Source organism: Frankia gtarii, from assembly GCF_025403375.1.
In the GTDB taxonomy this organism is placed as follows: Bacteria; Actinomycetota; Actinomycetes; order Frankiales; family Frankiaceae; genus Frankia; species Frankia gtarii.
Genome location: NZ_JAMPTM010000032.1, coordinates 1 through 26,974 on the forward strand (window position 1 = coordinate 1; position 26,974 = coordinate 26,974).

Consider the following 26,974-nt stretch of genomic DNA (forward strand, 5'->3'; position numbering starts at 1 on the left):
GCCCCAGGCCCCGCCCGGCGCCGGTGACCAGCACCGTTCGCCCCGCGAGCGGCCCTGAGGTCGCCGTCGGCGCAGGACCGCCTGGCGATCTCGGACCGTTCGTCGGCCCCGGACCGTTCGTCGGCCCCGGACCGCCCGGTGGGCCCGGATCGTCTGGTGGGCCCGGGTCGTTCGGGACGGCGGTCACCAGCGGAACCGGATCGCCGTGGTCTTGGCTCGGCGGTAGAAGTGCAGCGCCTCGAGGCCCTGCTCCTTGAACGGCGAGCCGGACTCGCGGAAGCCGCCGAAGGGATGGTGCACGTCCCAGCCGGAGGTGGGCAGGTTCACCGCGACCTGGCCGGCGTCGGCCCGGTCGAGGAACTGGTGGGCCGCGCCCAGGTCCCGGGTGAACAGCGACGCCGACAGCCCGTAGACCGAGTCGTTGACGGCGTCGACCGCCTCGTCGAAGCCGTCGACCGTGCGCACCGCGAGGACGGGACCGAAGACCTCGTCGCGCCAGATCGACATCGCCGGGGTGACGTCGCCGAGGATCGTGGGTTCGACGAAGCAGCCGTGGCTCAGCCCGGCGTCCGCCGGGGTTCCGCCGCCGGCGAGCAGCGTCGCGCCCTCGGCGCGGGCCCGGCGGACATGGTCGAGCACCGAGTCGCGCTGCGAGGTGTTCACCACCGGGCCCATGGTGGTGTCCGCCTCGATGCCGGGGCCCAGCCGCAGCGCGGCGACGCGGCGCCCCAGCGCGGCGAGCAGGTCGTCGCGAACCGCGGCGTCGACGACGAGCCGGCTCGTCGCGGTGCAGCGCTGCCCGGCCTGGGCGAAGGCGGCCGCGACCAGCGTGTCGGCGGCGAGGTCGACGTCGGCGTCGGCCAGCACCGCGGTGGCGTTCTTCCCGCCCATCTCGGTCTGGACCCGCAGGTTGCGCCCGGCGACGGTGCGCATGATGTTCAGGCCGACCTCGTTGCTGCCGGTGAAGGTGACGGCGGCGAGGCGGCGGTCGGCGAGCAGGGGTGCGGAGATGTCGCGGCCGCGGCCGGTCACCACGGACAGCGCGTTCGCGGGCAGGCCCGCGTCGAGCAGCGCGTGGGCGAGGTGCAGGCTCACCAGCGGCGTGTCGGTGGCGGGCTTGAGCACCACCGCGTTGCCGGCGCTGAGCGCCGGGGCCAGCTTGCGGGCCGGGGTCAGCAGCGGGTCGTTCCACGGCGTGATGGCCAGCACGATCCCGACGGGTTCGTAGCGCACGGCGGTGCTGGTGTTCGGCCGGCCGTCGGGCAGCTCGTAGCCGTGGGGCGAACGGGCCATGCCGCCGTAGTACTCGAAGAAGTCGGCGGCCTTGGCCACCTCGCCGCTGGCCTCGGCGAGGGTCTTGCCCATCTCCAGGACGAGGTCGCGGGCGATGTCGGCGGCCCGTTCGCGCAGCAGCCCGGCGGCGCGCAGCAGCACCGTGCCGCGGTCGAGGGGCCCGGCGGCGCGCCAGGCGCGGGCGCCGGCCTCGGCCGCGTCGTACGTCCGCGCGATGTCGGCGCCGTCCAGGGCGGGCACCCGGGCGACGACGTGGCGCAGGTCCGCCGGGTCGAGAACGGGGATCCAGGTGTCGTTCGCGCCGGCGTCCCAGGCGCCGGCGACGAGGACGGGACGATCGTTTGTCGTGGTCACGCGGCCACTCCATCCGAGTTCAGGTCGTGATCCGGGTTCGGGTCGGGGGTGAGGTCCAGCTCCCACGCGTCGGCGACGCTGCCGCGGTGCATCGTGGTGAGCAGGCGGTGCACCGGGGCCGTCGCCATCGGGACCGGGTTCGTGGGGCGCGGGAAGTCACGGATGGTCTCCGCGGCCATCTGCGCCAGCAGGTCGGCCCGGATGCCGACGGCGTCGAGCGAGCGGGGCAGCCCGAGGCGCTGGGCGAGGTCGTCGACCCGCTCGGCCGCCGCCCGCAGCTGGCTGCTCTCGTCGGCGGTGACGGTCCGGGCGATGTGCGCGGCCAGGGCCTCGGGCACGTCGCGGTCGTAGGCCAGGCAGTAGGGCAGCGCCAGCGCGCAGCTCGTCCCGTGCGGCATCGGGGCGTGCCGGGCGATGACGTAGGCCAGGCTGTGCCCGAGCACGACGCCCGCGTTGAGCGCCAGCCCGGCCAGGTGCGAGGCATACAACACACGCCCCCGGGCGGCCCGGTCGCCGTCGAGCGCGGCGGGCTCGAGGCTGACGGTGAGTATCCGCACCGCCTCGGTGGCCACCGCCAGGGTCAGCGCCGTGCGGGTGGTCGACAGCATCGACTCCACGCCGTGGGCGATCGCGTCCATGCCGGTCGAGGCCACCACCGCCGCGGGCAGGTCGGCCACCAGGTCGGCGTCGAGGACGGCGATGAGCGGGACGAACTGCGCGCAGCTCACGATGCGCTTCACCCCACCGATCGTGATCATCGAGATCCGGGTCGCCTCCGAGCCGGTGCCGGTGGTCGTCGGCACGAGCAGCAGCGGCGCCACCGCAACCGGCGGCTCGACGACCCCGACCCAGTCGGCGATCGAGCCCGGGTTCGTCGCGAGCAGGGCGACGGCCTTGGCAAGGTCGAGGGCGCTGCCGCCGCCGACGCCGACGACGGACGTCACCGCGTGGGCGCGGGCGGTGTCGGCGGCCCGGGCGACGACGGTGTCGGTGGGTTCGCCGGCGACGTCGTCGAACACCGTCACCTCGAAGCCGGCGTCCGCCAGGCCGCCGACCACGGTGGTGAGCAGCCCCGCCTCGGACACGACCCGGTCGGCGACGACCAGTACCTGTCCCGGGGCCACCCCCCAGGAGCGCAGGGCCGCCCCCGCCGTGGCGGCGGACCCCGCTCCGGTCAGCACCTGCCGGGGGGCGAGGAAGGCCGGCGCGCCGGTGCCGGTGAGATCTAGCAGCACGTTGTCCTCCGATGGTCTTCGGGTGGCGTCAGGGCGGCCACCACCTCGGCGCCGAAGCGCCGGACACTGTCCATGGCCGCGTCGAAGCCGCCGGCCGGCAGTACCACGCCCGCCCAGGTCACCCCGACCTCGCGCAGGCGGGCCAGCTCGTCGAGGCGTTGCGCCGGCGACCACCCGTTCGCGAGCACGCCGGCCGGCGTGGGGGCGAGGACGTCGATCTCGGCCAGCGTGCGTCCGCGGGTGTGCAGGCGGCGTTCGAGCTCGCGGATGCGGGCGGCGAGCTCCTCGGTGGAGGTGATCGACGCCGTGCGTGCGCTGCGGGCGAGCTGCGGGGAACCGACGAGCGCGGCCCAGCCCTGGCCGAAGCGGGCCACCCGGTCGAGGGCGAGCCCGCTGTTGCCGCCGAGCCACAGCGGGGGGTGCGGGCGCTGCACCGGCCGGGGCAGCATGGCCTGCCCGGCGGCGTGGAAGTGCCGGCCGGTGTGCACGACGACGTCCTGCGTCCAGGCTTTGCGGATGACCTCCACCGCCTCGTCGAACAGCTCGTTGCGTTCGTCGGCGGCCACACCGAGGGCGGCGAACTCTGAGCGCAGGTAACCCGTGCCCAACGCGAAGATCGCTCGCCCGCCGGAGAGCACGTCGACGGTGGTCATCGACCGGGCCTGCAGCAGGGGATTGCGGTACGGGACGACCGCCAGGTGCGTCATCAGTCGGATTCGCCGGGTGGCGGCCGCGCAGAAGGTGAGCGCCGCGAACGGGTCGAACGTCTCGTGCCCGCCCGCCGCCAGCCACTTCGCGCTGGGCGCCGGATGGTCGGTGAACGCCAGCGCGCCGAAGCCGACCTCCTCCAGCGTCCGCGCGAAGGTCGCCACGTTGTCCGGGTCCAGCCAGCCCTCGGCCGGGTCGCTGCGGACGTTGTACTCGGCCATGAAGCGCATCACGGCCGGCCCTCGGGCATGGGCGCCGGGTCGGCCGGCTCGGTGGGGTCGGCGGCCTCGGCGGGGTTGGCGGGATCGGGGTCGGCGGCCTCGCCCATGTCGAAGTCGTACTGGAGCGGGATGATCCGCTCGTAGGCCAGCAGCGCGAGTGTCTCGTGGGCGCCGCCGTGGGCGGGGAAACGGCCGGTGAGGCGCTGGCGGTCGCGGACCGCGGTGAGCCCGGTGAGGACCTCGGCCGCCGGCTGCGCGCACAGCAGAACGTGTAGCACCAGGTCCTGCTCGCCGGTCTCCACCGGTTCGAGCTGGAGGGTCCCCAGCAGTCCGGGCAGCTCGTACAGGTCGTCGCGCTGGGTGCGCTCCCACCAGTCCAGCGCCGCCGGGCGCCCGCCCGGACCGGCCCGGCCGATGCTGACGACGACCCCCTGGTGGGCCAGGTGCGGGATCGCGTCGGCGGAGACGTCGATCGACGGGCGGGTGTGCGCCGCCGTCAGCCGCCACCAGCTTGTGAAGACCGGCCGGCCGGGCATCCAGAAGCGCCCCGCCCGGGTGATCGCGCGATCGGTGTCGCGCCAGCCGGCGAACGCCTGCTCGGACATGAAGTCGAGCGGGCCGCCGAACAGGTACATGGTCGCGTAGGGCGGGTGGCCACCGGTGAGCTCGCCCGCCAACGCTCCGGGCGTCGCCCGGGTGGCCGGGGTCGCCACGTAGCGCCGGCCGGCGACGACGTCGGCCTTGGCCACATGCTCGGGCAGGTGATCCAGGTCGTACCAGCGGTTGTACTCCTGGGTGTACCGCGCCGGGATGTCCAGCAGCGCGAGTGCGAGACCCGTGATCTTCACATCGTCCCTCTGACCGGCGGTCCGCCGGCTCGCTCAAAATCCCTACATCAGCTTACGGAGCTCATTCATCTAACTTTATTGACGTGACGCTGTCCACCATTGCCGTCGCGGGGGTGGCCCTGCGCCCGCTCCTCGTCCGCTCGGCCCGGTCTGCTCGGCCCGGTCCGCTCCCGCGGCGATGATCCGGTTTGCCTCATGCGGCCGCGAGCTGGCCGGGATGCGGCCGGGATGCGGCCGGGATGCGGCCGGGATGCGGCCGGGGTATCTGGCGTGATACCTGACGTGGGGGGTGTCCGCAGGGCGATGACTCTGGAGATCGATGACGGAGAGTCGATCCGGGCGTGTAATTCTGTGATTCTTCTAACCGATTGATCGTGTCAGTCCCTCGTGGCGGCGGGGCCGCAGGCCGTAGGATGAGGCGGCGGTTCACGTATCACCGGCGCGGCTCGACAGGCCCGGCGGTGCGCCGCGGGAGTGCCACGGGCGGTTTCTGGTACCTGGGTACGAGGGGCCGTCCACCTCCTCTCGTCGGAGCCCGGAACTGGAGTGTGGCGGTGCGGGCCGGCGGGGACGGGTTCCGCTGCGATCGATGCTGACGTTGAAGATGTAGAGTCCACAATTCCGCTAGACAATTTCGGCCCAGGTCGGCTCCCGGACGCCGCGGCTCCGCCCCGTTCGCAGGCAGGCGCCGGTGGAGCCGCAGAGACGAGGGATGACGGCTGTGACGACCGCCGGTATACGGGTACCCAAGGCGGCTGAGCTCGTGGCTGGGACGATTCGCCGGCAGATCATCACCGGCGAGCTTCTTGAGGACCACCTCCTGCCCTCGGAGTCGGCCCTCATGGAACAGTTCCGCGTCAGCCGCCCGACGCTGCGCGAGGCGTTCCGCATCCTGGAGTCGGAGTCGCTGATCACCGTGCGGCGCGGCGTGCACGGTGGGGCCCGGGTGCAGATCCCCAACGGCGACGTCGCCGCCCGCTACGTCGGCTACGTGCTGGAGTACCGCGGCACCGCCATGGCGGACGTCTACCGGGCCCGGGCGGAGGTCGAGGCCCCGCTGGCCCGGCTGGTCGCGACCTCGGCGACACCGGAGAACATCGCCCGGCTTGAGGAGTGCCTGGCCAGGGCTGAGGCGCACCTGGAGGACCCGTCGGCCTTCATCGTGCACGACGAGGAGTTCCACCGGCTGATGGCGGAGCTCGCCGACAACCAGACCCTCGCCGTGATGCTCGACATGATGTACCACATCGTCGGCACCGCCCGCCGCCGCTACGCGCTGAACGTCGATCAGGTGCAGACCCGCAAGGAGACCGTGGAGGTGCACCGCAGCCACGTGCGCCTGGTGGACCTGATCAAGCGTGGCCGACCGGACCTCGTCCACCGGCTGTGGGTCCGTCACCTCGACGAGGCCACCCGCCACTACCTGGAAGGCCCGCTGGCCACCACCGTCGTGGAGATGATGAGCTGAGCCGTCCCCCGCGGGGGACGGCTCAGCTCGCTTCGCGGCCGTCGGGCCGGACCGGCGGGACCGGTCCGGCCCGACGGTCAGGAACCGGCGGCGGAGGAGCCGGGGGAGCCGGCGGCGGGTTCGACGGCGCCGAGGTAGGCGGCCTCGAGCTGCTGGGGGTCCCGGGCGAGCACGGCCGCGTCCCCGCTGAGCGTGACATCGCCGTGGACCAGCACGATCGCCCGGTCGGCGACCTCCAGCGCCAGGTGCACGTGCTGCTCGACGAGCACGACGACGGCGCCGGTGTCGTCGGCGATGCGCCGCACGACCGGCAGCAGCTCCTCGACGATCACCGGGGCCAGACCCATGCTCATCTCGTCGACGAGCAGAATCCGCGGGTTCTGCACCAGGGCGCGGGCCACAGCGAGCATCTGCTGCTCCCCGCCGGACAGGGCGCCGGCGTTGACCGACAGGCGCCGCTTGAGGGCGGGGAACAGATCCAGTGCCTCGCTGAGGGTCGGCCCGTCCCGACGGCGGGCGATCATGAGGTTCTCCCGGACCGACAGCCCGGTGAACAGCGCCCGGTCGTCGGAGACCAGCACCATCCCCGCCCGGCTGGTCGTGGCCGGTCGGGCGTTCGGCATCGGCTGGCCGTCGACGAGCACCTCCCCGCCCAGTCGCGGCAGCAGGCCGGCGAGGGTCGTCATCAGCGTCGTCTTGCCGGCCCCGTTGGGGCCGAGGACGGCGAGCACCGAGCCCCGGTCGAGGTCGAGGTCGAGGCCGCGGACGACCGGCACCCGCCCGTGGCCGCAGATCAGGCCGCGGGTGCGCAGGACCGCGGTCCCGGCGGTCGCGCTCGGATCGGGCCTGGCCGGATCGGGGCCGCCGGAGCCGAGGGGGTCGAGGGTCGTCGTCATCGGGATTGCGGCGTGGAGATCCCGCCGTTCACGGCGGGGAGGAAACGTCGTCTCATCTTATTCATCGGTCGATATCCTTGTCGTGGAATTGGGGCATGTCCCGCTACCGGCTTTGTCCGACCGTCGAACAGGCTGCGGTGGTGGAAGACCATTGCGGGCATGCGCGGTACGTGTGGAATCTCGCGGTGGAACAGCAGTCGTGGTGGAATCCGCGCCGCGGCCCGCCCCCCGGCTATCACGAGCAGTCCCGCCAGTTGACGGAGGCACTCGGGGAGAATCCGTGGCTGGTGGCGGGTTCGCAGACTGTTCGACAACAGGCGTTGCGCGATTTCGCCACGGCCATGACGAACTTCTTCCGGGGCTCGCATCGCAGGCCGTCGTGGCGCAAACGCGGCCGGTCGGAAGGTTTCCGGATCGTCGCGGTGAAACCCGCGGAGGTGCGCACCCTGAACCGCCGCTGGTCGGCGGTGCGTATCCCGAAGGTGGGCTGGGTGCGGTTCCGCCGGTCCCGGACGGTGCCGGACGCACGTTCCTATCGGGTGACGCGGGACCGGGCGGGCCGCTGGCATGTCGCCTTCGCCGCCGTGCCCGATCCGATCCCGGCGCCGGGCACCGGCACGACTGTCGGGGTGGACCGGGGAGTGACCGTGTCGGCCGCGCTGTCGACAGGCGAGATGCTGCACTGCCCCGGGCTGCGGCCCGGGGAACAGGCTCGGCTGGTCCGCCTGCAACGCCGGCTCGCGAAGGCGTAACGCGGATCGAGCCGGCATGCCCGGCTCTGCACGCAGATCGCCCAGGTGAAGGCCAGGGAAACCGACCGGCGCACAGACTGGGCCGAGAAAACCAGCACCAGCCCGGCCCGCCGGTACGACCTGATCCGGGTGGAGGCTCTGCCGATCGGGGCCATGATCCGCTCGGCCCGTGGCACGGTTGACAGGCCGGGCCGGAAGGTGCGGCAGAAAGCCGGGCTGAACCGGAGCATCCTCGCGCACGGCTGGGGACTGCTCGTCGCCCGGTTGGAACAGAAAGCCCCCGGCCGGGTCGAAAAGATCAACCCCGCGTACACGTCGCGGACCTGCAACACCTGCGGGACCCGGGACCGCCAGGCGCGCGAGAACCACGCCGTCTTCCGCTGCCGGGGCTGCGGGCGTCAGGCGCACGCCGACGTGAACGCGGCACGCAGCATCGCCCTGGGACATCGGTGGGAAACCATGTGGGTGACTGCGCGGGGAGGCGACGCCGACAGCCGGCCTGTGAACCGCGAACCTCAACACCGCGCACCTCAACACCGCGCACCCCCTTCCTGGAGGACGTGTAGATGTTGGAATCCCCCACGTTCACACGGGGGAGGATGTCAAGCTGGAACCTCCTCTGCGTGGGTGCTGCCCAGGTAGGCCGCCGCGACGCGGCGGTCGGAGCGGATCTGCGCGGGTGGTCCCGACGCGATGACCGACCCGAAGTTGATCACCTCGATGTGGTCGCACAGGCCGAGGACCAGGCTCATGTCGTGGTCGATGAGCAGGATGGTGACGCCGCTGTCGCGGATGTCGCGCAGCCGTTCGCCGAGCCACTGGCTCTCGGTCGTGTCCAGGCCGCCGGCGGGCTCGTCGAGCAGGAGGACCCGCGGGTTGCCGGCCAGCGCCCGCGCGATGGAGATGAGCTGGCGCTGGCCCTGGGACAGCTCGCCGGCGGGCCGGTCGCGCACCCCCGCAAGCCCCAGCAGCTCCAGGGTGGCCTCGACGTCGCGGTGCGCGCCACCGCCGTGGGTGCCGTCGCCGCGCCCGCGCAGCGCGGTGGTGCCGACGCTGACGTTCTCCGCGACGGAGAGGTCCTCATACAGCTCGATCGCCTGGAAGGTGCGGCCGAGGCCGGCGCGGACGCGGTCGTGGGGGGCGAGGCGCTGGACCGGCCTGCCGGCGAGTTCCACCGAGCCGGAGCAGGAGACGAAGCCGCTGATCGCGTCCATCAGCGTGGTCTTGCCGGCGCCGTTCGGGCCGATCAGCCCGATGATTGCGCCCTCGGGCGCGGCGAACGAGACGTCGTCGACGGCGACCACGCCCCCGTAGCGGACGGTCAGCCCGCGCACGGTCAGCACGTCGGGGCCGAGCACCGGGGCCGGGCGGGTCCGCGCGGGCACCGGGGCGGCATGCGAGCCCAACACCGGCTCGGTGAGACCGCGCCGGCGGCGGCGGTCGGCGTAGGAGTGCACCGGCCCGACGATGCCCTCCGGGTTGAGAACCACGGTGAGGACGACGCCGACGCCGCTGAGCACGTCGTACCACAGGCCGGTGGAGAAGATCTTGTCGATGATCAGGTAGGACAGCCCCTCGGCGGCGAGGAAGCCCGCCAGCACGCCGCCGGACACCGACGTGATGCCCGCGATGTACACGGTGGTGAACAGGGCCAGTCCGGAGAACGCGCTGACCGGGTCGAAGGTGATGTTGCCCTGCTGGTAGCCCACCAGGCAGCCGCCGATGCCCGCGATGAACGAGGCGATCGCGAACGCGACGATCTTGATGCGGGTGACGTTGATGCCGGCCGCGGCCGCCGAGCGCTCGTTGGCCCGCACCGCGAGCATCTGCGAGCCCAGCCGGCTGGTGCGCAGCCGGGCCACGGCGACCGCGGTCAGCGCGAGCACGACCAGGCACAGCAGGCCGAAGCGCACCCGGGGATACGACGGTCCCGAGCCGATCCCCAGGTCCCAGCCGAACAGCGACGGGCTGGGGACGTCGACGCCGCTGCTCGGCACGATGTCGCTGTTGCGGAACCAGATCGCCTCCAGCGCGTAGGCGAGCGCGAACGTCACCACCGCGACCGTCAGGCCCCGCACCCGCAGCGCCGGCAGGCCGATGACCACGCCGAGCACCATCGCGAACAGGGCGGCGACCAGCGGCGCCACCGGGAACGGCAGGTGCCAGTCCTCGGTCAGCGGGCCGACGAGGAAGCCGGCGGCGCCGGCGAGCGGGAGCTGGGTGAGTGAGACCTGGCCGGCGTAGCCGGTGACCACGACCATCGACAGCGCGATCACCCCGAACACCAGGCTGGTGATGAGCGCGGTCAGCCACTGCCTGGAGAGCACGACCAGCCCGATGACCGCGACGGCGCCGAAGACCAGCAGGTTCAGGCGGATGTGCGCCGGTCGGGGGGCGCGGCCCAGCGAGCTCAGGATGACCGCTCCGCGTTCCGGCAACGCGCGGGCGCGCACGACCAGCACGATCAGGATCAGCACGAGGGGGATCAGCTCGGGCAGGCCGGAGGAGGGCAGCCAGTGGTGCAGGCTCTCCAGGTGCTGCGTCTCGGACTGCAGCATGCCGATGGCCAGCCCGCCGACGACCGCGGGGACCAGGTACTGGAACCGGCCGAGGATGGCCGCGGCGAGCGCCGGCACGATGAACAGCGTGTAGGCGACGGGCACCAGCGGCACGATCGGGGCGATGAGGATGCCGGCGAGCCCGGCGACCAGGGCGCCGATGATCCAGTTCAGGGCGGCGATGCGGTCGGGGGAGATGCCGCTGAGGTAGGCGCCCTTCTCCGTCTCCGCCGCGGCGCGCGTCGCCAGGCCGAACCGGGTGAACCGGTACAGCGCGCCCAGCGCCAGCGCGACGACCAGGATGGTCAACGCGAAGTAGACGCGGTCGGAGGCGACCCGGAACGACCCGTGCGTCCAGAGCTTGGACGGGTAGATCGGCTCGACGGACAGCGGGGTCGTGCCGAGGCGGGCGGCGGTGAGGCCGGTGAGGACCACCGACACGCCGATCGAGGCGACGGCCCGCGCGACCGGCGGGGCGGTCCGCAGCGGCCGGAACACGACCAGGTACAGCAGGAGCCCGAGCACGCCGGTGATCGCCAGCGAGAGGGCCATCGCCGCGGCCAGCCCGAGGTGCGAACCGACGTCGACGGTCTTCGGTAGCCCGGGGATGAGGATCATGAACTTGCCCTGGCGCAGCAGGGCATAGGTGTAGGCCGCGTAGAGAGCGAGCCCGCTGGTCGCGAAGTTGACGACCCCCGAGCTGCGGTAGGTCACCACCAGCGCGAGGGCGAGGGCGGCGAACACCGAGCCGTTCCCGATGCCCAGGCACAGGAAGACCAGATGCTGAACCATGTCCGTCCTTTCGACGCGCACCCCGGGTCGGCCGGGGCGCACCAGCTCCGGGCAGCGGGCTGCGGGAGTCGGTGCGGGCAGGCGGGGGCGATCGGGCCACGAGGGCCGGACTGGCCGGCGCCACCCGCAGCTAGATAGATCTCACTGAGTTAGAGGAATTTACCGCATCTTGTGGGATGAGTCACGAAGATCCTGTACGGGGTCGGCGGAGGCCCGCGCGCCTGACCAGCGAGTACGGTCGCGTAGTCGAGCGCCCAGTCGTGAAGGAATCAAATCATCTAACCTAAGAGTATGATCGTTCCATCTCATGATCGGATCGCGATCGGGATGACCTTCTCGCCGGCGGGTGCACGCGTCGGCTGGCGGTCGTCGGCGGTCCTCGTCGGCCGCCCTCGGCCGCCGACGGCCGCCGAGGGGGCGACGGGTGGGCGACGGGTGGGCGATCGGCGGGCTGGTGCGCAGGGTGAGCACGCGGTCCGCGGGGCTGGCCGGGGTCGCGCTTGTCTGCAGCTTGCGAACTAATTAGGCTAATTATCCAACGGAAATCTGGGGAGACCGGAGCCGTGGAGCGGCGGTCTGGCCACGGCGACGGACGCCGGGGCGGGTCGCGAGCCGGGGAAGAGGACACATGACAGGCATCATGGAAGGCATCCAGGTCGTCGAACTGGCGGCGTGGACCTTCGTACCCGCCGCCGGCGCCGTGCTCGCGGACTGGGGTGCCGACGTAATCAAGATCGAGCATCCCGAGACGGGCGACCCGCAGCGTGGCCTGATCGCCTCCGGGATGCTCGCCGGCCTCGACGGGGTCAACCATCTCATCGAGCAGTGCAACCGCGGCAAGCGCAGCATCGGGCTCAACGCCGCGACCCCGGACGGCCTCGACCTGCTGTACAAGCTGGTGCAGGGCGCCGACGTCTTCCTCACCAACCTGCTGCCGGACTCCTGCGAGCGCCTCGGCGTGGGGGTCGAGAAGATCAGGGAGGCCAACCCGGACATCATCTACGCCCGCGGGCACGGGCAGGGCGCCCACGGCCCCGACGCCAACCTGGGCGGCTACGACGTCGCCTCCTACTGGGCCCGCGGCGGGATCGCCTACGCGCTGGCGTCGCCGGATTCCTACCCGCCGTTCATGCGCCCCGCGTTCGGCGACTACACCTCCGGGTTCAACCTGGCCGCCGGGGTCGTCGGCGCGCTGTTCCACCGCGAGCGCACCGGCATCGCCAGCACCGTCGACGTCTCGCTGCTCGCCTCGGCCATGTGGGGCATGTCCCTCGACGTCGTCGGCTCCAAGATCCTGGGCCAGCCGACGATGCAGCGCTTCGACATCGCCGAGATGCCGAATCCCCTGACGAACGTCTACCGGACCGGCGACGACCGCTTCCTGTGGTTCTCCCTGCTGCAGGCCGACCGGCACTGGCCGGAGTTCTGCGCGGCGCTCGAGCGCCCGGACCTGCTCGCCGATCCCCGCTACGTCGACGCGAAGTCCCGCTTCGACAACCGCCGGGAGTGCATCGCGACGATCCGGGAGGCGTTCGCGGCCCACCCGCTGGCCCACTGGGAGGAGCGGTTCAGCAAGATCGAGGGCGTCTGGTCGGTGGTGAAGTCCCCGCTGGAACTACACGACGACCCGCAGGTGCAGGCCAACGGCTACGTCACCGAGGTGACCAACGCCGCCGGGATCAGCTACGCCCTGGCCTCGAACCCGGTGCAGTACGACGACCGGGTGCCGGCGCTGAGCCCCGCGCCGGAGCACGGCGAGCACACCGAGGAGATCCTGCTCGAACTCGGCCTCGACTGGGAACAGATCATCGCCCTGAAGGAGAAGTCGGCCATCCTCTGACCGCGCCCGCAGTCCGGAGGCCCGTAGTCCGGAGGCCCGCAGTCCGGAGACCCGAAGTGAGGAGAAACAGCGTGCCCACGCAGATCGGTGATCGGCTCCGGTTCGGGCCGACGACCCTGCCCCCCGTGACGGAGGTCGAGCGGCAGTCGACGGTGGTGGTCTCCTTCGTCACCACGCCGGCGGCGGCGGCCCACCTCCTGCCGCCCTGCTTCGAGCCCGCGCCACGCCCGGTTCTCAGCGTCACGTACCAGCAGTTGGAGAACGTCGACTACATGCGGGGGCGGGGTTACAACCTCGTCAACGTGGCGGTGACGGCGGTGCTGGCCACCGCCGTCGAGCCGCTGACCCGGTCCTGCCCGGTGGTCATCTGGGAGAACAACACGATGCCGATCATCGCGGGGCGGGAGCTGCACGGCAATCCGAAGATCTACGGCGACGTCTCCGGCCTCACCCGCGACGCGGACACCGCCGCGTGGGACTGCCGTGAGTACGGCACGCTGCTGCTGCGCGGCGAGGTCGGTGAGCTGCGCCCGCTGCCGGCCGACCGGCTCGCCCGGGTGAACCGGGCGTCGGTGGACTCGGAGATCTTCGGCTGGAAGTCGATCCCCGGCCGCGACGCCCCGGACGCCGACTACCCGACACTCATCCACGGCTCGACCTCGTTCGAGCAGGGCTGGAGCGGGGTGGGGCGGGTCGAGTTCGCCACGCCGACCGACGACCAGGCCCCCTACTCCGCGGTGGTGCTGCGGGCGCTGGCCGCGGTTCCGCAGGTGGAACCGCGCCCGGCGTTCGTCGGCGTCGGCACCGCGAAGCTGTTCCGCAACCGGACCGAGCGGCTGGCCTGACCGAACGGCTGGCCTGACGCACCGCGGCCCCCGTCTCCCCCCTGATTTCCAGGAGGGGGAGGACGGGGGCCTTCGGTGTTCGTGCCGCTGTCAGGAACGCGGGAAGCGGTACAGCGTGCGCGCGTTGTCCTCGACGATCTTCGCGACCTCGTCGTCGGGGATGTCCTTCATGAGGTCGGCGGCGATCTTACGGCTGTTGGGCCAGGTCGAGTCGGAGTGCGGGTAGTCGATCTCGAGCATGATCCGGTCGATGCCGATCTCGTGCCGGTTGCGCAGGCCGCTCTTGTCCTCGATGAAGCAGCCCCAGAAGTGCTTGCGGAACAGGTCGGACGGCCGGGTGTCGAAGTCGATGTCCTTCTGGTACCAGCGGTGCTTCTCCCAGGTCTGGTCGGTGCGCTCCAGGATGTAGGGCAGCCAGCCGATGCCGCCCTCGGACAGCGCGAACTGCAGCTTGGGGTGGCGCTGCAGGACGCCCGAGAACAGCAGGTCGATGGTGGTCCACATCAGGTTGGTGGCGAACGAGGCGATCGCCACCGCGAACGGCGCGTCCGGCGCGGTCAACCCGCCGGGGACGGGCTTGGCCGCCGCGAAGGAGAACCCGGGCACGAAGGACCCGGACCCGAAGTGCAGCGAGACCGACACGTCGGTCGCCTCGCAGACGTCCCACAGCGGTTCCCAGTGGTTGCTGTGGAACGAGGGCAGGCCCAGCGGGACGGGGCTGTCCGGGAAGGACACCGTGCGCGCGCCCTTGGCCGCCGTCCGCTCGACCTCGGCGACGCAGGCCGCGACGTCCCACACCGGCAGCAGGGCCAGCGGGATGTAGCGGTCGGGGGCGGCGGCGCACCACTCGTCGACCATGAAGTCGTTCCAGGCCTGGATGCAGGCGAGCGCCAGCTCCTTGTCCGGAGCCCGGTGGAACACCCCGCCGGCGAAGCCGGGGAACGACGGGAAGCACAGGGCGGCGTGGACGCCGTCGACGTCCATGTCCTTCAGCCGCGCCACCGGGTCGTAGCAGCCGGGGATCATCTCCTCGAAGCGCATCGGGTCCACGCCCCAGTCCCGCGGCTCGCGACCGGCGACGGCGTTGAGGCCGATCGTGGGGAACACGACGCCGTCGTAGACCCAGACGTGCTTGCCGCCCTGCTCCTCGATCCGAGGTGTGCGACCGTCGAACTTCGAGGGGAGTCTGTCCAGCCAGACCCTGGGGTGTTCCACGAGGTGGTCGTCGACGGACACGATCTGGTGACTGTCCCGCAGCGGCATGGCTTCTCCTCCTATACGGCTGTAACCGACGTTACATCAGTCCGTGGACTCGGTGTCAGATTTCCGGCGTCGGGCCGCTGACCTGCGGGTTTGGTGCGGACGCCCCGCGGCCGCCGCGCTCCTCCGCCGCGCCCCGCGACCGGGTCGTCGCTCCGTGACCGGGTCGTCGCCCCGTGACCAAGTATCGCCTTGCAACGGGATCGTCGCGGCGTGCGCCGGTGGGGGTCGAGTCCGACGACAGGCGGGGTCGACGCGCGCATCTCCCTCTGGCTGATTTACCTCAGTCGTATCCTTAAGCTATATTCCGCTGGCGCGCCGGACCTGTGTGCTGCCCGGTGCGCGTGGCCATCCGCGCAGCACGCACATGTGGGGAGGACGTTCGGATGCGATCGCGCACTCGATGGCGACAGCGGGGCGTTCTTGCGCTCGGGATGTCGGCGGCACTGATGGTCAGCGCAGCCGCCTGCGGCTCGGACGGCGGGTCCAGCTCGGGCCCGACCGACTCGGCCGCCGCGCAGTCGTTGGGGCCGGCGAAGCCCGCCACCGGCGACGAGTTAAAGATCGGCTTCATCACCGACGGCTCGGGCACGACGCTGGACAACTCGACCGAGGTCGCCGCGGCGCAGGCCGCAACCTCCTACGTCAACGAATACCAGGGCGGGGTCGCCGGCCACCGCCTGTCACTGGAGGTCTGCGACACCAAGCAGACGCCCGCGGGCGCCACCGACTGCGCCAACCAGCTGACCGCCGCGAAGGTCCCGGTCGTGCTGATGAACAACTCCGGCAACGTCACGCCGGTGTTCAAGGTGCTCAGCGCGGCCAAGGTCCCGCTGGTGCTCGACATCAACGGCGACGAGTCCACCCTCGGTGCCAAGTCCGGTGCCTACATCCTGGTCAGCCCGCTGACCGCGGCGCTGGCCGGGCCAGCCCAGGTCGCCAAGGACGCCGGGGCGAAGAAGGCCGCGATCTTCGTGCTCGACGTGCCGGGCGCGACCGGGCCGGTGAACTCGCTGGACAAGATCTTCTATGCCAAGGCGAACGTCGGCCTGACGATCCAGCCGATCCCGCCGGGCACCGCGGACGCGACCCCGCAGGTGCAGACCGTGCTCGGGGGCAACCCGGAGCAGGTGAACCTCGTCGGCGACCCGACGTTCTGCACCGGCGTGCTCAAGGCGCTCAAGACGCTGGGCTACTCGGGCAGCATCGTCCTGCAGTCGCAGTGCGTCAGCCCGGGGGCGGCCGCCGGCATCCCCGGCGGGTACGACGGGATGAAGGTCGTCAGTGGTCAGACGACGAACGTCGCCGACCCCGAGTACAAGCTGTACCTGGCGGCGATGAAGAAGTACCAGCCCGACACCGACCCGACCGCCAAGAGCCTCACCGCCGGCGGCTGGGTGGTCACGCTCGGCTTCAGCCGGGCGCTGGCCGGACTGGCCACGCCGGTCACCTCCGCCGGGGTCGAGAAGGCGCTCGCGACGATGCCGAAGACCAAACTGCCCCTCGGTGGCACCGCGACCTTCCAGTGCGACGGCAAGCAGGTCTCCATCACACCGGCGGTCTGCTCCACCGGCGGGCTCGTGCAGACCCTCGATGAGAAGGGCAAGCCGACGTCGGAGCAGCCGCTCGACGTCTCCAGCGTCCTGCCCTAGCCGGCCGGTGACCTGCGCCGAGCGATGACGCCGAGGCCGGTCGGGGTGTGACGATGAGCCCCGACCGGCGCGGCTGCGGGGTTGGCCGAGGGCCTGCGATTGGCCGCGGGTCTGCGGGTTGGCCGAGGGGCTGCGGGTTGGCCGAGGGGCTGCGGGTTGGTCGAGGGGCTGTGGGCGACCGACGGTCTGCGGGACTGCGCGTGCGAGGGACTGGGAGGGATCGAGGGACATGGATTTCGAGTTCACCGAGGACGATCGCGCGTTCGGCCGACGGTTCGCCGAGCTGCTCGACGAGAAGCTGCCCGCGGACTGGCAGGGCTTCTTCGCCGAGGACCGCGAGGCCCTGGCCTTCACCCGGGAGTTCTGTCGCGACCTCGGCCGCGCGGGCCTGCTCACGGTGAGCTGGCCGCTGGAGTACGGCGGCCAGGACGCCGGGGTCTGGAAGCAGACGCTGCTGCGTGAGCTGATGACGGCCAGCGGCGAGCCGCGCGGACCGCAGTACATGAACCTCAACTACATCGGTCCGCTGATCATGAAATTCGGTACCGCGGAGCAGAAGGCCCGCTTCCTGCCGCCGATGGCCCGCGGGGAGGTCATCTGGACCCAGGGGTTCTCCGAGCCGGACGCCGGCTCCGACCTCGCCGCGCTGCGCACCCGCGCCGTCGACCACGGTGACCATTTCCTCGTCACCGGGCAGAAGATCTGGTCCAGCTACGCCGACTCGCCGGCGGACTGGAACCTGCTGCTCGTCCGCACGAATCCCGACGCCGGCCGGCGTCGGGGCATGTCGGTGCTGCTCGTCGACATGACTTCGCCGGGCATCACCGTGCGCCCGATCGAGAGCATGGGCGGCTGGCACGAGATCAACGAGGTCTTCTACGACGAGGTCCGGGTGCCACGCGACTGCCTGCTCGGCCCGCTCGACGAGGGCTGGGGGGTGATCGGTTCGGGGCTGACGCTCGAACGCATCGGCATCCCCCGCTACGCCCGCGCCCAGCGCGTCGTCGAGCGGCTGTGCGACCACGTCCGCGAGACCGGCCGCGCCGGTGAACCCGACGTCCGCCAGAAGCTCGCCGACCTGCGGGTGCGCTGCGAGGCGGCGAAACTGCTCGCCTACCGGGCGATCTCACTGGTCGCCGCCGGGGCCAACCCGGCCGCCGAAGCCTCGACCGCCCGCATCCACGCCACCCTGCTCGAACAGGCCGTCGGGCAGGTGGGCCTGGAGATCCTCGGCGCCAGCGGACGGCTCGGTTCTCCCACCGAGGACCACGCCCCGCTGCACGGGCTGGTCAAGCAGCAGTGGGTGCACAACATCCCGGCGACGATCGGCGCCGGGACCCTGGAGATCCAGAAGAACATCGTCGCCCAGACCGCCCTCGGCCTGCCGCGGTCGCGCTAGGCCCACGACAACGCGCTAGGCCCACGACAACGGCAGAAGGAGGTGCGGGTGTGGATCTCACCCTGAGCGGCGAACAGCGCCTGCTCGCGGACACGGTGCGCGACCTGGTCGAGCGCGAGTGCCCGCCGGATCTCGTCCGCGAGATCGAGAAGTCCGAGCGGGGCTACGGCGACGGCCACTGGAAGACGCTGGCCGACCTCGGCCTGACCGGTCTGCTGCTGGGCGAGGAGTTCGGCGGCGCCGGACAGGGCGTGCTGGACCTAGTGGTGGCCGCCGAGGAGCTTGGGCGGGGTGCGATGCCCACCCCGCTGCTGGCCTCGGCCGTGTTCGCCGCCACCGCCATCGACCTCGCCGGCAGCGCGGCACAGCGGGCCCGCTGGCTGCCGGCGATCGGCGCCGGCACGGCCATTGCCACCGTGGCCGTGCTGGAGCCGGGCGCCCGCGACGAATGGGGCGCACCGGACGCCGCCCTGACCCCGCACGGCGCCGGCCACCGGCTGACCGGCACGAAGATCCTCGTCCCCTACGCGCACGTCGCGGATGTTCTCGTCGTCGTCGTGGCGGTCGCTGGCGCCGGTCCGGGCAGCGGGCGTGGCCTCGTGCTCGTCGACCCGGCCGCGCCCGGGGTGACCCTGCGCCGCCAGCACGACGGCGGCGGCGAGCCGGTGTTCGAGGTCGTCCTGCGCGATGTCGAGGTGAACGCCGAGGACCTGCTCGGCACGCCGGCGGTGGCCGGCCCCGCCCTGGCCGTGGCGCTGGACCGGATGACCGTGGCGAGCACGGCCTACGCGATCGGCGGGGCGCAGCGGGCCCTGGATCTCAGCGTCGAACACGCCCGCAGCCGCCGCCAGTTCGGCCAGCCGATCGGCGCCTTCCAGTCGGTGGCGCACCGCTGCGTCGACATGCTCACCGACGTGGAGGCCTGCCGCTACCTGTGCTACCAGGCCGCCTGGAAACTCGACGCCGCCGCGAACACCGATGCCGCCGCGAATCCCGATGCTGCTGCGAATCCCGACGCCGCCGCGGAGCTCGGCACGCCGGGCGGGGCCGACTTCGAAGTCGCGGCGGCGAAGTCGTTCGCCAACGACGCGATCCGCCGGGTGTTCACCCACGCCCACCAGGTGCACGGCGCCATCGGCTTCTCCATGGAACACGATCTGCAACTGCACTCCCGGCGGGGCAAGACCTTCGAGCTGAGTTACGGCGGGTCGACCTGGCACCGGGAACGCGTCGCCCGCGCCCTGGACCTGTGATCACCGCATCTGTGATCGCCCCCGGCCGCCACCGGCCGGGGGTCTGATCGGGAGAACCATCGAGAGGGGTCAGAAGTGTCATCGATGAAGGTGGGAGTCCTGCAGGACTTCCTGATGCCGCAGGCGTCGCAGCAGGTCATGCTCGACGCGCTGCGGCTGGCGTTCGACGAGTCCTACGCCGACGGCGAGATCGACCGTCCCGTCGAGCTGGTGCTGCGGGCCGTCGACGGCCTGCCCCGCGGGACGAGCTTCGACGTGCTCAACGCCTGGAAGGAACTCGAGGCCGAGGGCGTCCTGGTGATCTTCGGCCCGTGGGCGTCGGACAACGTGCTGGCGATCCGCAACTACGTCGAGGACGTCGGCCACATTCCCACCCTGTCGATGAGCGGCACCGACCGCTGGTACGGCGAGTGGTGCTTCTGCATCAACAACGGCTCGTTACCGGAGGAGCCGTACCTGCTGTCGAACTACCTGGGGGTGCGCGGCGTCGAGTCCGTCGCCGTCGTCTACGACAAGTGCGTGCCAGGGGAGGAGTACACCCGGTTCTTCCGGGACGCCTGCGCCTTCGACGGAGTGAAGATCGCCATCGAGGAACCGATCAACATGCTCGACACCGACCTGAGCCCGGCGCTGGCCCGGCTGCAGGCCTCGGGCGCCGACGCGATCGCCTACCTCGGCTGGGGGCTGACCGCGACCCACCTCAACACCGCCCTGGACGGCACCGGCTGGGACCCGGTGAAGGTGATGAGCTCGGGGTTCATGGCGGCGCCGTTCCTGCCCGGCGGCCTGAAGAGCATCGCCGGCTGGGTCGGCGTCGACCAGTACGACGAGGACAACGTCGTCGGCCAGGACTTCCTGGACCGGTTCGAGACGCGGTTCGGCTACCGGCCGGCGAACTTCTTCTCCGTGCTGTGCTACGACTTCGGCGTCGTCATCGCCCGCGGCCTGTCGAAGGCCACGCCGCTGTCGCCCGACGGCGTGAAGGAGGGCCTGGAGAAGGTGAAGATGGTCCCCGCGGCCACCGGCGGCCCCGGCGGGGTGTTCAGCTTCGGCCCGCACGCCCGGCGCGCCTGGCTGACGCCGCACTTCATCGTCCTGCGCGAACCGGACCCGGCCGCGGAGGTCGCCGACCTCACGTCCGGACCGGGCAGCATCCTGCGCCACCGGTACACCGCCCGCTCCCGCAGCGAGCGTCTCGGCACAGCGGGGAGCACCCAGTGACGGAGCATCTCCAGTGACGGAGCGTACTCAGTGACGGAGCGCACCCAGTGACGGAGCGCACCCAGTGACCCGGCGGCGAAGCGGAGCCTCGGCCGGATGAGCGAGCACTTCCGCCGTGAGCTCGACGACGGCGTCCTGACGATCACCTTCACCCGCGACGACAAGCTCAACGCCGTCAGCGCCCCGATGCTGGCGGCGCTGCGCGGCGCCGTCGCCGACCTCGGCGACGACGACGCCGTCCGGGTGCTGGTGATCACCGCCGAGGGGCGGCACTTCACCGCCGGCATGGACATCACCACGATCGACACCGGGATGGGCTTCGAGCCCGACGGCAGCGTCAACGGGCGCTCGGTGCGGCGCATCTACCGGGCGCTGCACCTGCTCATGGACGAGATCGAGGCGATCGAGAAGCCGGTGATCCTCGCCGCACAGGGGCCCTGCCGCGGCTTCGGCCTCGAACTCGCCGTGTCGTGTGACTTCCGCTTCGCCGCGCCGCGGACCACCTTCGCCCTGCCGGAGGTGCCCAACCTGGGGGTGCTGCCCGGCTCCGGCGGCATCAGCCGGCTGACCCGGCTCGTCGGCCCGCACTGGGCGCGGTGGATGGCGATGGCCGCCCGCCCCGTCGACGCCGAGCGGGCGCTGACGATCGGCCTCGTCCACGACGTGTTCGCCGACGCGGAGTTCGCGGCCAGCGTGCGGGAGTTCGCCCGCTCGCTGGTCGCGCTGTCCCCGCAGGCCCTCGGCCTGGCCAAGCTCGCCATTGACGCGGCCGCCAGCGTCGACCGCACCACCGCCCGCGACTTCGACCGGGTCGCCAACACCCTGCTGCTGACCTCCCAGGAGCACCTGGCCAAGGTGCGTGCCTTCCAGCAGCGGGCCGCCGCCCCGCGCGAGTAACCGCCACGCGCGAGCGGCCCATCGCGCGCCTGTTCGAGGGGAACGACGAGATGGATCTCGGTTTACGCGGGAAGGTGGCCGTCGTCACCGGCGCGTCGAAGGGGATGGGCCGGTGGACGGCGCTGGAGCTCGCCCGTGAGGGCGCGGACGTGGTCGTCGTCGCCCGCGGCGCCGAGGCGCTCGCCAGCGTCGCCGGGCAGATCGAGGCGCTCGGTGTGCGCGCGCTGGCGGTGCCGGCCGACCTCGCGACCGCGGCCGGCACCGAGGAGCTGTTCGACCGGGTGCGCGGCGTCTTCGGTGGCTGCGACATCCTGGTCAACACCCTGGGCAGCGACGAGTACGACTACCTGCCCCTGGCGGAGACCTCCGACGAGCTGTTCCAGGCGCATCTGGAGATCGGGCTCATGGCCGGGGTGCGGACCTGCCGGGCGGCGATCCCGCTGATGCGCTCCCGCGGCGGCGGCGCGATCGTCAACCTGGCCGCGATGTCGATCCGCAAGCAGTACCCGACGATGGTCGCCTACACGGCGGCGAAGGCGGCGCTGGCGAGCGTGTCGAAGAACCTCGCCCGCGCCCACGGACCCGACGGCATCCGGGAACACGGTCTGCCCCGGGGCGATCCTGACCGAGGGCGTCCGCGAGAAGATCGAGCAGTTCGGGCCGCAGCGGTGGGTCGCGCCCGACGCCCTGGCCGCCTCGGTGGCCGCGCCAAGCGCACCGGAGGCGCCGAGCATGCTGGTGGCGCCGAGCACCGAGGAGGTCTTCCTCGCGATCTCCCGCGACATGGGCGGCGCCGGCCGCGGCCTGGTCCCCGATCTCGGCCGCCCCGGCCGCCCCGAGGAGATCGCCGCCGCCATTGTTTTCCTGTGCAGCGCACGCGCCGGCTACATCACCGGTTCCCTGCTCAACGTCGACGGCGGCTCGGACTTCTAGCCCGACTCGGACCTTCCGGCCAGGTTCCGATTCTCTGCCCCGGATCGGCCGGCCGGGGCGGGCCTGGCCTTCCAGCACTGCACGGATACCTGTGCGTGGTCCATCGAGTGCGGCGAGGGCGTGCAGGTCAGTTGCTCGGCGGCGGGGTCGGCGGGCTGGCGTCGGACCGATGTTGCACATCCCCCTCCGGTCGCCGCGACCGCACCACCCCCAGCGCCGTTCTCGTCTCTACTCTGATATCCCCGGTGCTCAGCTACCGTGAGTGATGTCGAAGATCCCGGAATCCCTGTACACGCACGTCGCAGTGCTCGATCCGTCGAACGTGACTATCGTCGGCGAGTACAGCTCAGACTCCGAAACCACGTCTCCGGGGCGGAAGGGCCCCAGCGCGACATAATATGACGGGTTGGGTGTGTACTGCAGGCCGGCGTTCCGCTGGGTGAGTCGGACGAAGGTGGCGAAGCCGCTCATACCTACTCCGACGGCGCCACGATCGGGGCTTTCGGCGCCGGGTACCGACGCGTCTTCATCGATGATCAGGGAGTCGCTTCTCTCGGTATTCCGCGACGTCGCGGTGAACTCGAAACCTCCGTTCCGGTAGGTAAGAGTCGCAGCGTTGTCGTACAGGTCGGCGCCCACCACCTGTGCGGCCAGGTAATTGACTCCGGGCGCCAGATTTCCAGCCTGGCCCCACACGAAGTTGTACTCCGTAGTCCAGGGGAACCGAACCTGGCTCTGTGGGCCGCAGGTCCTCGAAAACCAGGCCAGCGACAGCATGTCAGGTGGCAGAGCAGCGTCCTTCTGGAAGATTATCGCCCTGACCCCGTCGAGGAGCGAGTCGTTGAATACGGTGATTTCGCGCAATTTTCTGTGCATTTCGTGCGCCTTTCCGGACGTGCACCTGGATACGCCCAGAAACGGGCTCGCCGCTGTGGACGGCGGCGGTGGTCCTCGGCGGCTGGCAGGCGCTGCGCAGCTGGGACGCGTGACCGCCGGTGCGCACGACGCCCGCAGAGCTGCGCCGGGACGGCCACCGAGTGCGCGGTGACCACCGGTCCGGGACCTCTGCCTTGCGGCAGCGGTCCCGGTCATCGGTCCACTATTCCGGCAGATCGGGCAGATCAGGCCAGTTGCTGGGCGTTCAGGCTCGTGAGGTGTTCCTGAGCGGGGTCCTCGGTCGGGTAGAGGACCTGGATGTCGATGAGGAGATCCGCCTCGGGCTCGACGGTGTGATCGCCGCCCGGGGGAGAGGCGAGCAGGACGCTGCCCTCGGTGCCGTCACGGAGGATCTGGCCCCAGAAGACGTCGCTGAAACCCTTGAACAGCGAGGTTCCCTCCGGTAGATCACCGAAACCGAGGGCCCATTTCACGACCCGCGTCGTCGAGGCGCTTACGGTGATCCGATAGGAGTAGACCACCTTTCCCGCGTCCTGCCATTTTCCCCGGAACTCCTGCCTGACGACCAGGTTCCCCACGAAAGGAGCGGCCCGTGCGGACTGGGCCTGGTCGTTCCAGGTGCCGTTCGGGCTTTCGGCCATGGCGACGCGGATCAGGTTCGCGATCGAGGAGTTCCGGTCCACCGGCAGAGCATGCCCCTGCTGGCTGGCCGCGGAGAACAGCGTGTTGTCCTCGTCCGTGTTGTTGACGACGGCGCTGACCCCGTCACCGCTGTGGTCGAATCCGTACTCGGCGAAGTCGTCGACATAGATGCCCGACGGAATTACCAGGATCTTGTCGCCGACGCCCGATTGCTGACCGGCGTTGAACTCGACGGCACGGTAGAGGCAGAAGCTGCCTTCGGGGCATGCTTCCTGCCCTTTCCCGTAAATCAACTGGGCGCGCTTTTCGCTCATCGCATCCGGCTTTCTGTCGAATCGAAAATTCTCGAATCTGCCGATACTTTATTATCCCGGGCGATTATTCAATCATCGTGGCTTCGTCCGGCTCCGTCTCCAGTGGGAGTGCCCGGTTTTAGGCGGGGACAGACTCCGACCGAGGACCCGCTGTGGGCGGTTCCGGCACTAATACCTGCTCACCTGTGGACGCGCGAGGCCCCGGACCGGCAGCGAGGGGGCGACCACCGGCCCGGAATCGTCTTTGTTCGCGACGATCTCGGTGGTGCCATCCCGCCGCCCGCTCGCCGGGCAGGCCGCTCGATGGCCGCGCAGACGCGCCGCCGCCGAGCCGGTCACACCCTGGTAGGGCCTCGCGGTTCGCCGCCTGGGCGGCGCGCTGGTTGGGCTGACCCGCTGGAACCATCTGGCGTGGTCGGCGTGGTGCCCCGGCGGTGGGCGAGATCGGCGTGGACGTCGTCGGCGTGGGCGATCGTCGACAGCAGGCGCAGCAGGTTGGCGACGATCCACGTGTGCGACTCGGCGCTCGCCCCAGCTGCCGCGTCCTCGACGAGGACACTGCGGTAGCCGCGGTCGGTCGCGCCGAGGGCGCCGGCGAGCAGCGCCACATTCGTCGACACGCCGGTCAGGACGACCGTGTCGATCCGCAGGTTACGCAGGGTGGAGTCGAGGTCGGTGCCATACCACATCGCCAGGCCCGAGCGGCGTGTGCTGACGTAGTCGCCGGGCAGGGGCGCAACCTGGGGCATCGGCTCGGCCTGCGGCGTGCCGGCGAGCACCCGCCGTTCGCGGCGGACCTTCGCCGAGACCGGGTTGGTGTCGCTGAACGCGCCGAAGTCCGGCCGGTGCGCGACGTGGATGTGCACGACCGGTAGCCCGAGCGCGCGGAAGTCCGCGGCGAGCGCGGCGATGCGCGCCAGGATGCCGCGGGTGGCGGCCTGCTCGGCCAGCCCGCCGAAGATGGCGAGTTCGGGGTCGAGGGTGCCGCGCAGGCATTCGCTGACGACCAGCGCGGCGCGCTCGCCGCAGTCGAGTCCGTGGACCATCGCGCCGATCCGTCCGGGCCGCTCAGATGCCCGCGCGCTGGGCGGGGGAGCGAAGGCGGGCGCGCAGGTCGGCCTTGCGGACCTTGCCGGCGGCGGTGCGGGGCAGCTCGGTGACGATCTCCAGGCGTTCGGGGGTCTTGTGCTTGGCCACGCCGACGGCGACGAAGTGCTCGACGAGGTCGCCGAGGGAGAGCTCCCTGCCGGGTCCGAGGAGGACGAACGCGCAGACCCGCTCGCCGTAGAGCGGGTCGGGCATCGCCGTCACCGCCGCCTCGACGATCGCCGGGTGGCGCAGCAGGACGCCCTCGACCTCGGTGGAGGAGATGTTCTCCCCGCCGCGGATGATGATGTCCTTCTTCCGGTCGACGATGGTGAGGTGGCCGCCGTCGTCGAGGGTGCCGATGTCGCCGGTGCGAAACCAGCCGCCGTCGAGGAAGGCCTCGGCGTTGAGCGCGGGGTCGGTGTAGCCGACGAACAGCTCCGGGCCGAGGGTCACGACCTCGCCGGGGGTGCCGGCCGGCAGATCCCGGCCGTCGTCGTCGACGATCCGGATGCGGTTGGCGCCGAAGGCGACGCCGTCGGTGTAGGCGCGCACCTCGACCGGGTCCGACACGGCGGACACCGTGACCGTCGGGTGCTCGGTGGAGCCGTAGGAGCGAAACGCCCGCCACCCGGCCGCCTCGGCGGCCAGGACGAGCTCCGGGGGCACGCCCGCGCCGCCGAGGTGGATCTCGTCGAGCGACGGCATCGGCGCGCCGGTGTCGCGGACGTCGGCGAGCAGGCTGCTCAGGAAGAACGGCGTCGCCCCGAGCCAGCTCACCCCGCGCTCGCGGATCACCCGTGCGACGCGTGCGGTGTTCCACGAGTCGACGAGGATGCTGGTGCGGCCCGACAGGAACGCCCGGCCGAGCAGCAGGACCCCGCCCATGTGCCCGGCGGGGAACGGCGAGAGGTGCACCGCGTCCGGGGTGCCGGCGTCGGCGTCGGCCAGCGCGCGCATCTCGGCCAGCAGGGTGTTGTGGGTGTGCTGCACGCCCTTGGGGGCGCTGGTGGTGCCCGAGGTGTAGATGACCATGCAGACGTCGTCGGCGTGCAGCGCCGGGGGCGATGGCGGCTCGGCGTCGAGGGCCTCCAGAGCGGCCAGGGTGATCCCGCCCGGCGCCGTCCGCTCCCCGATGGTGATCACGTGCTCGAGGTCGGGGCAGTCACCGACCGCGGAGAACCGTTCGAGATAGTCGATGGAGCGCCAGCGGTCGGGCATGACCAGCGCCCGCGCGCCCGACTGTCGCAGGATGTAGCCGACCTCGGTCGGCCCGTAGATGTGCACGACGGGCACCAGGACCAGCCCCAGCGAGATCGCCGCGTGGTAGACGACCGCGCCCTCCAGCCAGTTGGGAACCTGGCAGGCGATCACATCGCCGCGCCGCAGCCCGAGCCGGGCGAACGCGCCGGCGAGGCGGGCGCCGCGGCGGTGGATGTCGATCAGGCGGGCCGACGCCGGGTGCGTCTCCGAGTCGAAGATCATCAGCGATTGGGGGTGCCGTGCGGCGCCGTCCCGCAACGCGTCGACCAGGGTCTGGGTGGTGTGCAGCCCGGTGGCGTACCAGTGGTCGTTCGCCGGCGCGCGGCGCAGGGGACCGGTCATGGCAG

20 protein-coding genes and 2 pseudogenes are annotated in these 26,974 nt (G+C 71.5%); 11 read left to right on the forward strand and 11 right to left on the reverse strand.

The features are described from left to right. Nucleotides 1-183 precede the first annotated feature (183 nt). The 4 genes from NBZ83_RS07665 to NBZ83_RS07680 are packed head-to-tail and all read right to left on the reverse strand — an operon-like array spanning nt 184 to nt 4,659. Nucleotides 184-1,647: an aldehyde dehydrogenase family protein gene (locus tag NBZ83_RS07665; RefSeq protein WP_261568174.1), complete on the reverse strand. Its 1,464-nt coding sequence runs from the start codon at nt 1,645-1,647 to the stop codon at nt 184-186. Continuing rightward, nucleotides 1,644-2,882, reverse strand: a complete 1,239-nt coding sequence (locus NBZ83_RS07670) for an iron-containing alcohol dehydrogenase (RefSeq protein ID WP_261568175.1) — start codon at nt 2,880-2,882, stop codon at nt 1,644-1,646. Before NBZ83_RS07670 ends, NBZ83_RS07665 begins: the two co-directional genes overlap by 4 nt. Beyond that, a complete protein-coding gene (locus NBZ83_RS07675) occupies nt 2,873-3,820 on the reverse strand; it encodes an LLM class F420-dependent oxidoreductase (RefSeq protein ID WP_261574642.1) in 948 nt (315 codons plus the stop codon). The genes NBZ83_RS07670 and NBZ83_RS07675 overlap by 10 nt, the downstream gene beginning before the upstream one ends. Then, nucleotides 3,820-4,659 (reverse strand): hypothetical protein, encoded by an 840-nt coding sequence (locus NBZ83_RS07680; protein WP_261568177.1) that lies wholly within the window; start codon nt 4,657-4,659, stop codon nt 3,820-3,822. Before NBZ83_RS07680 ends, NBZ83_RS07675 begins: the two co-directional genes overlap by 1 nt. Before the next feature lie 712 nt (nt 4,660-5,371). Between NBZ83_RS07680 and NBZ83_RS07685 the strand changes: the two genes are divergently transcribed. Continuing rightward, nucleotides 5,372-6,127: a FadR/GntR family transcriptional regulator gene (locus tag NBZ83_RS07685; RefSeq protein ID WP_261568178.1), complete on the forward strand. Its 756-nt coding sequence runs from the start codon at nt 5,372-5,374 to the stop codon at nt 6,125-6,127. A gap of 77 nt (nt 6,128-6,204) precedes the next feature. On the opposite strand, the gene NBZ83_RS07690 is transcribed toward NBZ83_RS07685, so the two are convergent. Continuing rightward, nucleotides 6,205-7,023: an ABC transporter ATP-binding protein gene (locus tag NBZ83_RS07690; protein WP_261568179.1), complete on the reverse strand. Its 819-nt coding sequence runs from the start codon at nt 7,021-7,023 to the stop codon at nt 6,205-6,207. A gap of 95 nt (nt 7,024-7,118) precedes the next feature. On the opposite strand from NBZ83_RS07690, the pseudogene NBZ83_RS07695 reads away from it, so the two are divergent. After that, nucleotides 7,119-8,306: pseudogene (locus NBZ83_RS07695) on the forward strand (RNA-guided endonuclease InsQ/TnpB family protein); the annotation flags it as partial. Between the two features lie 71 nt (nt 8,307-8,377). On the opposite strand, the gene NBZ83_RS07700 reads toward NBZ83_RS07695, so the two are convergent. After that, nucleotides 8,378-11,125, reverse strand: coding sequence for a branched-chain amino acid ABC transporter permease/ATP-binding protein (locus tag NBZ83_RS07700; protein WP_261574636.1), 2,748 nt, complete (start codon nt 11,123-11,125; stop codon nt 8,378-8,380). A 628-nt stretch (nt 11,126-11,753) separates the two neighbouring features. Between NBZ83_RS07700 and NBZ83_RS07705 the strand changes: the two genes are divergently transcribed. Then, complete coding sequence (locus tag NBZ83_RS07705; RefSeq protein WP_261574637.1) at nt 11,754-12,965, forward strand: CaiB/BaiF CoA transferase family protein; 1,212 nt, start codon at nt 11,754-11,756, stop codon at nt 12,963-12,965. A gap of 71 nt (nt 12,966-13,036) precedes the next feature. Then, nucleotides 13,037-13,810 carry an acetoacetate decarboxylase family protein gene (locus NBZ83_RS07710; protein ID WP_261568182.1) on the forward strand — a complete coding sequence of 258 codons (774 nt, stop codon included), beginning with the start codon at nt 13,037-13,039 and terminating at the stop codon, nt 13,808-13,810. Nucleotides 13,811-13,900: 90 nt separating this feature from the next. Here NBZ83_RS07710 and NBZ83_RS07715 read toward each other — a convergent pair whose 3' ends face one another. After that, on the reverse strand, nt 13,901-15,073 hold the full coding sequence (locus NBZ83_RS07715) for an amidohydrolase family protein (RefSeq protein WP_261568183.1): 1,173 nt from the start codon (nt 15,071-15,073) through the stop codon (nt 13,901-13,903). Nucleotides 15,074-15,456: 383 nt separating this feature from the next. On the opposite strand from NBZ83_RS07715, the gene NBZ83_RS07720 reads away from it, so the two are divergent. The 7 genes and pseudogenes from NBZ83_RS07720 to NBZ83_RS34265 all read left to right on the forward strand — a co-directional run bounded on the left by NBZ83_RS07720 (nt 15,457) and on the right by NBZ83_RS34265 (nt 22,425). Beyond that, nucleotides 15,457-16,722: an ABC transporter substrate-binding protein gene (locus tag NBZ83_RS07720; protein ID WP_261568184.1), complete on the forward strand. Its 1,266-nt coding sequence runs from the start codon at nt 15,457-15,459 to the stop codon at nt 16,720-16,722. 229 nt (nt 16,723-16,951) lie between these two features. Beyond that, nucleotides 16,952-18,121, forward strand: coding sequence for an acyl-CoA dehydrogenase family protein (locus NBZ83_RS07725; protein ID WP_261574638.1), 1,170 nt, complete (start codon nt 16,952-16,954; stop codon nt 18,119-18,121). A gap of 50 nt (nt 18,122-18,171) precedes the next feature. Further along, entirely contained in the window at nt 18,172-19,374 is a 1,203-nt protein-coding gene (locus NBZ83_RS07730) for an acyl-CoA dehydrogenase family protein (protein WP_261574639.1), read from the forward strand. Between the two features lie 84 nt (nt 19,375-19,458). Next, a complete protein-coding gene (locus tag NBZ83_RS07735; protein WP_261568187.1) occupies nt 19,459-20,595 on the forward strand; it encodes an ABC transporter substrate-binding protein in 1,137 nt (378 codons plus the stop codon). A gap of 96 nt (nt 20,596-20,691) precedes the next feature. Continuing rightward, complete coding sequence (locus tag NBZ83_RS07740; protein ID WP_261574640.1) at nt 20,692-21,492, forward strand: enoyl-CoA hydratase/isomerase family protein; 801 nt, start codon at nt 20,692-20,694, stop codon at nt 21,490-21,492. A gap of 104 nt (nt 21,493-21,596) precedes the next feature. Continuing rightward, nucleotides 21,597-22,028: pseudogene (locus NBZ83_RS34260) on the forward strand (SDR family NAD(P)-dependent oxidoreductase); the annotation flags it as partial. A 247-nt stretch (nt 22,029-22,275) separates the two neighbouring features. After that, entirely contained in the window at nt 22,276-22,425 is a 150-nt protein-coding gene (locus NBZ83_RS34265) for an SDR family oxidoreductase (protein ID WP_308203773.1), read from the forward strand. A gap of 249 nt (nt 22,426-22,674) precedes the next feature. On the opposite strand, the gene NBZ83_RS07750 is transcribed toward NBZ83_RS34265, so the two are convergent. The 4 genes from NBZ83_RS07750 to NBZ83_RS07765 all read right to left on the reverse strand — a co-directional run bounded on the left by NBZ83_RS07750 (nt 22,675) and on the right by NBZ83_RS07765 (nt 26,969). Further along, nucleotides 22,675-23,301: a RhiA family protein gene (locus NBZ83_RS07750; RefSeq protein WP_261568190.1), complete on the reverse strand. Its 627-nt coding sequence runs from the start codon at nt 23,299-23,301 to the stop codon at nt 22,675-22,677. Between the two features lie 245 nt (nt 23,302-23,546). Continuing rightward, nucleotides 23,547-24,278: a peptidase inhibitor family I36 protein gene (locus NBZ83_RS07755; protein WP_261574641.1), complete on the reverse strand. Its 732-nt coding sequence runs from the start codon at nt 24,276-24,278 to the stop codon at nt 23,547-23,549. 335 nt (nt 24,279-24,613) lie between these two features. Continuing rightward, nucleotides 24,614-25,324: a cysteine hydrolase family protein gene (locus NBZ83_RS07760; RefSeq protein ID WP_261570370.1), complete on the reverse strand. Its 711-nt coding sequence runs from the start codon at nt 25,322-25,324 to the stop codon at nt 24,614-24,616. Nucleotides 25,325-25,346: 22 nt separating this feature from the next. Beyond that, nucleotides 25,347-26,969, reverse strand: coding sequence for an AMP-binding protein (locus NBZ83_RS07765; protein ID WP_261570371.1), 1,623 nt, complete (start codon nt 26,967-26,969; stop codon nt 25,347-25,349). Nucleotides 26,970-26,974: the final 5 nt, after the last annotated feature.

Coding starts and splice junctions, on each gene's coding strand:
- NBZ83_RS07675 (WP_261574642.1), bottom strand. CDS start 3,820: ATGCGCTTCATGGCCGAGTACAACGTCCGCAGCGACCCGGCCGAGGGC.
- NBZ83_RS07685 (WP_261568178.1), top strand. CDS start 5,372: ATGACGGCTGTGACGACCGCCGGTATACGGGTACCCAAGGCGGCTGAG.
- NBZ83_RS07690 (WP_261568179.1), bottom strand. CDS start 7,023: ATGACGACGACCCTCGACCCCCTCGGCTCCGGCGGCCCCGATCCGGCC.
- NBZ83_RS07700 (WP_261574636.1), bottom strand. CDS start 11,125: ATGGTTCAGCATCTGGTCTTCCTGTGCCTGGGCATCGGGAACGGCTCG.
- NBZ83_RS07705 (WP_261574637.1), top strand. CDS start 11,754: ATGACAGGCATCATGGAAGGCATCCAGGTCGTCGAACTGGCGGCGTGG.
- NBZ83_RS07715 (WP_261568183.1), bottom strand. CDS start 15,073: ATGCCGCTGCGGGACAGTCACCAGATCGTGTCCGTCGACGACCACCTC.
- NBZ83_RS07720 (WP_261568184.1), top strand. CDS start 15,457: ATGCGATCGCGCACTCGATGGCGACAGCGGGGCGTTCTTGCGCTCGGG.
- NBZ83_RS07725 (WP_261574638.1), top strand. CDS start 16,952: ATGGATTTCGAGTTCACCGAGGACGATCGCGCGTTCGGCCGACGGTTC.
- NBZ83_RS07735 (WP_261568187.1), top strand. CDS start 19,459: ATGAAGGTGGGAGTCCTGCAGGACTTCCTGATGCCGCAGGCGTCGCAG.
- NBZ83_RS07740 (WP_261574640.1), top strand. CDS start 20,692: ATGAGCGAGCACTTCCGCCGTGAGCTCGACGACGGCGTCCTGACGATC.
- NBZ83_RS34265 (WP_308203773.1), top strand. CDS start 22,276: ATGGGCGGCGCCGGCCGCGGCCTGGTCCCCGATCTCGGCCGCCCCGGC.
- NBZ83_RS07750 (WP_261568190.1), bottom strand. CDS start 23,301: ATGCACAGAAAATTGCGCGAAATCACCGTATTCAACGACTCGCTCCTC.
- NBZ83_RS07755 (WP_261574641.1), bottom strand. CDS start 24,278: ATGAGCGAAAAGCGCGCCCAGTTGATTTACGGGAAAGGGCAGGAAGCA.
- NBZ83_RS07760 (WP_261570370.1), bottom strand. CDS start 25,324: ATGGTCCACGGACTCGACTGCGGCGAGCGCGCCGCGCTGGTCGTCAGC.
- NBZ83_RS07765 (WP_261570371.1), bottom strand. CDS start 26,969: ATGACCGGTCCCCTGCGCCGCGCGCCGGCGAACGACCACTGGTACGCC.